We start from the raw sequence: 4,734 nt of genomic DNA, 5'->3' as shown, positions 1-4,734 counted from the left end.
AGGTTTACAACCCGAAGGCCGTCATCCCTCACGCGGCGTCGCTGCATCAGGCTTTCGCCCATTGTGCAATATTCCCCACTGCTGCCTCCCGTAGGCCGCCGGTACTGCCCGCTCCTCCGGAGCGGGGCCCTCGGCTTCGCCGAGGGCTGGCCCGCGCTGCGCGCGGGCAGCGGGCCGGCTGCGCCGGCCGGATCGGGCTGCGCCCGATCGGGCGGGGTGGCGGGCGCTGCGTGCGCGTGGGTGGTGGTGGGTCAACTCCGCGCTTCGCTGCGGAGTTGGGTGGGTGTCAGGGTGGGGCCTTCGGCCCTTGATGGGGTGGCGGTGGGGGTTCGGGCTTCGCCCGGGCTGACTGGGGTGGCGGGTGGGGCGCTTCGCGCTTTAGGGGTGGGTTGGTGAGGGGTGGTCAGGTGGTGGGGTCACTCGTTGGGGTGGTGGAGGGGCGGGCTTCGCCCGTTCTCGTGCATCAAAGACAGCATACCGCTAGACTCTGGGATGTTGGCACGGCTTCGGGAGGGTCTGCGGGGCCGCCAAAATGGCGCCAGCCACGGCGAAGGGACATGAGATGGATTGTGGCTCCTATGGAATCTACCTCGCTCGATCCGCTGTGCGTGATAAGGCCCAGGGGAAATCTCCGGAGTATCTCGCCGTCCAGTTGGGGCAGGCCCGCTGGTGGCAGCGGGAGGCCGGCCTGCTGGGCTACGGCCCTTCTGCTGCGGAGGAAGCCGACGAGTGGGAGCGGATCTCCGAGCTCGTCCGCACCCAGGGCTTGGCGGCCTACGACGTGGACCTCGACAAGCAGGCCCAGGTCTGGATCGCCGAGTACCAGGACGTTGAAGCGGCGCAGCGGGCGCAGACGGGGCGGCTTCGCCGGGTGGAGGCCGGGCAGCGGCTGACGGTGGAGCTGTCCGCCGGGGCGCAGCGGCGGCTGGTGGCGCTGGCGGGTGAGTTGGGGGTGTCTGCGGAGCGGGTGCTGGAGGTCCTGGCGGAGGGGGTCGAGAGCGGTGGTGAGGGCTTGGTCCGCGTTCCCGCGACGCGGGTTTCGCCGTCGCCGTGAATTGTTGAATTCCTTCGCTCCGCGCCGTCTACGTCTCGCTTGAATTCCATCCGAGAGGAATTGTCTCCCATGTCTAAGAAGCTCCGTCCTAATCAGGAAGAGGCGTGTGACGCTTCGGTACGACTTCTGACGCCTCCGGCGTCGGGTCTGCTGCCGCCGGAGGGGCTGCGGTGTCAGGTCCGGGCGGCGACGGGCTCGGGCAAGAGCTTGACGGCCGTGCACGTGGCCGCTCGGCTGCGCTCGGAGCGGACGCTGGTGCTGGTGCCCTCGCTGCCGCTGCTGGAGCAGACGGTGGCCGTGTGGAAGCGGGAGGGGCACGGCGGGCGGATGGTGGGGCTGTGCTCGCTCAAGGGCAGCGAGCAGCCGGGCATCGCGTGCACCACCGATGCGGCGGAGCTGATCCGCTGGACGGCGGGGCCGGGCAAGGTGACGGTGTTCGCCACCTACGCGAGCCTGGGCCTGGGGCACCTGGAGCGGGCGCATCAGGAGGGCTTGGAGCCGTTTTCGCTCGCGGTCGTGGATGAGGCGCACCGGGTCAGTGGCCAGGCGGGGAAGCCGTGGGCGGCGATTCTGGACAACACCCGGATCCCGTGTGACCGGCGGTTGTTCATGACGGCCACCGCCCGCGTATGGGCGGTGAAGGAGCGGGACCGGGAGCGGGCGGCGGCGGCCGGGATCGAGTCGGCCGAGCTGATCGCCAGCATGGACGACGAGAGCCTGTCCGCCTTCGGCCCGATCGCCCACAGCTATTCGCTCGGGCAGGCGGTCTCGGACGGCGTGGTCGCCCCCTACCGGATCGTCTGCGTCGACGTCTCTGATCCGGTCCTCCAGGGACTGGAGCAGCGCGGTGCGAGTGAGATGTCGGTGGAGTACCGGGGCGCCCGTCTGGCGGCCCTGCAGACGGCTCTGCTGACCGCTGCGGCCGAGTGGGACCTGGGCCGGGTGCTGTCCTTCCACCACATGGTGGCGGAGGCGCGGGCGCTCAGCACCGGCCTGCGGGACGTCGCCAAGGTGCTGTGGGAGCAGGACCCGGCGCTGCACCCCGACCCGGAGCTGATCGGGACGAGCTGGCTGGAGTCCGAGCACACCGTGGCCGAGCGGCGGAAGACGCTCGGGGACTTCTCCTCGCTGCTCGCCGAGGACGGGCTGCGGCTGCTGCGCTACGTGCTCTCCTCAGTGAAGGTCTTGAGCGAAGGGGTCGATACCTTCGACTGCGACTCCGTCTTCTTTGCGGATGTGCGGGGGTCGATGGTGGACCTGGTCCAGGCGGTGGGCCGGGCGCTGCGGATGAAGCCCGGCAGCGGGAAGGTCGCCACGATCGTGGTGCCGGTCATCCTCGGACCTGGGGAGAGCGGGGAGCAGCTGCTGAGTTCGAGGGCGTTCGACGGGCTCGCCAAGCTGTTGATGGCCCTGCGCTCCCATGACGCGGCCGCTGTCGAGCGCCTGGCCCTGCCGCAGTCCGAGACCCGGCCGCCGCGCGAGCCGAGGCACGCCGGCGACCCGGACGAGCGGCGTTCCGGCGAGGCCGGCGAGCAGCTGCTGCAGTTCTCCACCCAGCGGGATCCGGCGGTGATCGCGGCGTTCGTGCGGACCCGGGTGCTGGAGCCGGAGCGGGCCGAGTTCCGGCGGGGCCTGGAGGAGCTGCTCGCGTACAAGAAGGCGTTCGGGGACGTGAAGGTCGCCTACGCCTACGTCGCGCCGTCCGGTCACCGGCTGGGGGCGTGGGTGGCCGACCAGCGCCGCTACAAGGCCGCCGGCGTTCTCGACGCGGAGCGCGTGGCGGAGCTGGACGGGCTCGGGTTCGTGTGGTCGGCGTTCGACACGGCCTTCACCGACAACCTCGCCGCGGTGGCCGGGTACGCGGCCGAGCACGGACACCTCTGCCCGCCGAACGAAGCGGTGTGGGGCGGGCGGCCGGTCGGGACCATCATGAAGAACCTGCGCACCGCGCAGCGGCGCACCGAGGCGCTCCAGCGCCGTGCTGAGGCCGGGGAGACCGGGCTGGACTGGACGGGGGCGCTGCCCGCCGACCGCAAGGCCGCCCTGGACGCGATCGACCCGGCGTGGTGCCCGGCCTGGTCGGTGGAGTGGCAGCGGTGCTTCGCCCTGGCCTGGCGGCACATCAAGGCCGGCGGCACGCTGGCCGGTGCCGAGCCGGGCAGCGTCATCGTCCAGGGCGAAGACCTCGCCGGGTGGGGCCGCACGCAGCAGGCCAGCTGGGACAAGCTCGCCCCGGCGCAGCAGTGGGCGCTGGAGCATGTCCTCGGGCTGGAGCCGCTGCCCGCCGAGCAGCGGCCGGCCGCCAAGGTGAGCCACGCGGAGAAGGAGCAGCGGAACCTGGCGGCAGCCGCGCAGTTCCGGGAGCGGGAGGGGCATCTGAACGTGCCGCGCAAGCACAAGGAGCTGTTGGTGCTGGCCGACGGGAGCACGGTGGAGGTCAGCTTGGGCCTGTTCATCGCCAACAGCCGCAGCAGGCGTGCCGACGTTCCCGCCGCCCGTGCGGAGCGTCTCACCGAACTCGGAATGCGCTGGGCGTAGACGGGGCTGGGCCGGGCCGCCACGCGGTGCAACGAGCCTGCTGCAACGCGGCCCGGTCTCCGCCTGGGAGAGGTGAAGTCCCAGTTCAGGGGTGCAACACAGGTCGTGTTGCACCTCGCGTTGCAGTCGGCGGGCGGGGCGCAGGCGCTCACGCTCACCCGGTGGCGGCGTCCCTCCAGCCGGTGCACGAGGGGCAGTCGACGTAGATCACCGGGTCCGCGCTGAATGCCAGGCAGTCCGCGCAGGTCTCCGGGCCCTGCTCGAGGGCCTCCTCCCCTGCGCCCTCGTTGAACAGGGGGTCGTCGCGCATCCACCGGCGCGAGTGCGTGTAGGGCTCGCCGGTGGAGGCGACCGCCTCGAAGCGGACCCGGCAGCCGCACACCATCACTGCGGTCGCCGCCAGCGCCGGGCTGCGGGCGGGCTCCCGCCAGACCAGCCGCGCCCGCTGCTGGGCGTACAGCGAGTGGTTCTGCCGGTCCACGCGGTCCAGGGTGTACTCCGCGCCGAAGAGGAACCCGCCCCTCAAGTCTGGGTCGGCGTCGATGTGCAGGGCGAGCCAGTGCTCCACCGCCAGGGTGACCGCGCACTCGTGCCCGTACGACTGGCTCAGCACGAGCAGCGCCAGCGCATCGGACTCGTCCACGGGCACCGTCGGGTTCAGGCGCCCGGCCAGGGCCAGGCCGACGAGTTCCGCGGAGCGCTCCGCCACCGGCCAGCCCACGCGCTCCTGAACGTGGGAGCCCCAGTCGGGCATGTCCTCGGGGCGGCGGTGCCGCGCGATTGCATTGATAGCGGTCATTTGGTGTCAGATCCTCTCGTCCGGGCTGTACCTGAGATCTGACCCCGATTCACCTGTGGACAACTTTCTGCGCCTCGCCGCCATACCGGCATGAAAGGTGCTCAAGCAGGATGGATCGGTCACTTGGGCCGCAGGAGTCCGGCAGGCCGCAGCCCGGCCCGCACCCGGTCGGCGGCCGCACCCGGGGCCCTGTCGCGCCCGGCTGTCGCGCCCCGACCACGCACGGGGGTAAGCGGCTATCCGCGCAGGGTCGAGTAGCCGGGAGGGATCTCACCTCCCGGCCCTCACAGAACCGTGCGTAACAGTCTCCCGTTACACGGCTCTTGCCGCTCTGGTCGTCAGA

3 protein-coding genes and 1 rRNA gene are annotated in these 4,734 nt (G+C 71.4%); 2 read left to right on the top strand and 2 right to left on the bottom strand.

The window, feature by feature from the left end; all coding sequences use genetic code 11:
* Nucleotides 1-160, bottom strand: a 16S ribosomal RNA gene (locus ACWDAK_RS40595); the annotation flags it as partial.
* Nucleotides 161-604: 444 nt separating this feature from the next.
* Between ACWDAK_RS40595 and ACWDAK_RS40590 the strand changes: the two genes are divergently transcribed.
* Both ACWDAK_RS40590 and ACWDAK_RS40585 read left to right on the top strand, forming a co-directional pair.
* Nucleotides 605-1,054 (top strand): hypothetical protein, encoded by a 450-nt coding sequence (locus tag ACWDAK_RS40590; RefSeq protein WP_427396288.1) that lies wholly within the window; start codon nt 605-607, stop codon nt 1,052-1,054.
* A 69-nt stretch (nt 1,055-1,123) separates the two neighbouring features.
* Nucleotides 1,124-3,592 carry a helicase associated domain-containing protein gene (locus tag ACWDAK_RS40585; RefSeq protein ID WP_427396287.1) on the top strand — a complete coding sequence of 823 codons (2,469 nt, stop codon included), beginning with the start codon at nt 1,124-1,126 and terminating at the stop codon, nt 3,590-3,592.
* 154 nt (nt 3,593-3,746) lie between these two features.
* Here the strand turns inward: ACWDAK_RS40585 and ACWDAK_RS40580 are convergent, their stop codons facing one another.
* Complete coding sequence (locus tag ACWDAK_RS40580) at nt 3,747-4,391, bottom strand: hypothetical protein (protein ID WP_427396286.1); 645 nt, start codon at nt 4,389-4,391, stop codon at nt 3,747-3,749.
* Nucleotides 4,392-4,734 lie beyond the last annotated feature (343 nt).

The organism is Kitasatospora sp. NPDC001175, assembly GCF_053598215.1.
This window is presented reverse-complemented; position numbering and strand designations above follow the sequence as displayed.

Excerpts from the sequence above, each read along its gene's own strand:
- ACWDAK_RS40580 (WP_427396286.1), bottom strand. The coding sequence starts at position 4,391 with ATGACCGCTATCAATGCAATCGCGCGGCACCGCCGCCCCGAGGACATG.
- ACWDAK_RS40585 (WP_427396287.1), top strand. The coding sequence starts at position 1,124 with ATGTCTAAGAAGCTCCGTCCTAATCAGGAAGAGGCGTGTGACGCTTCG.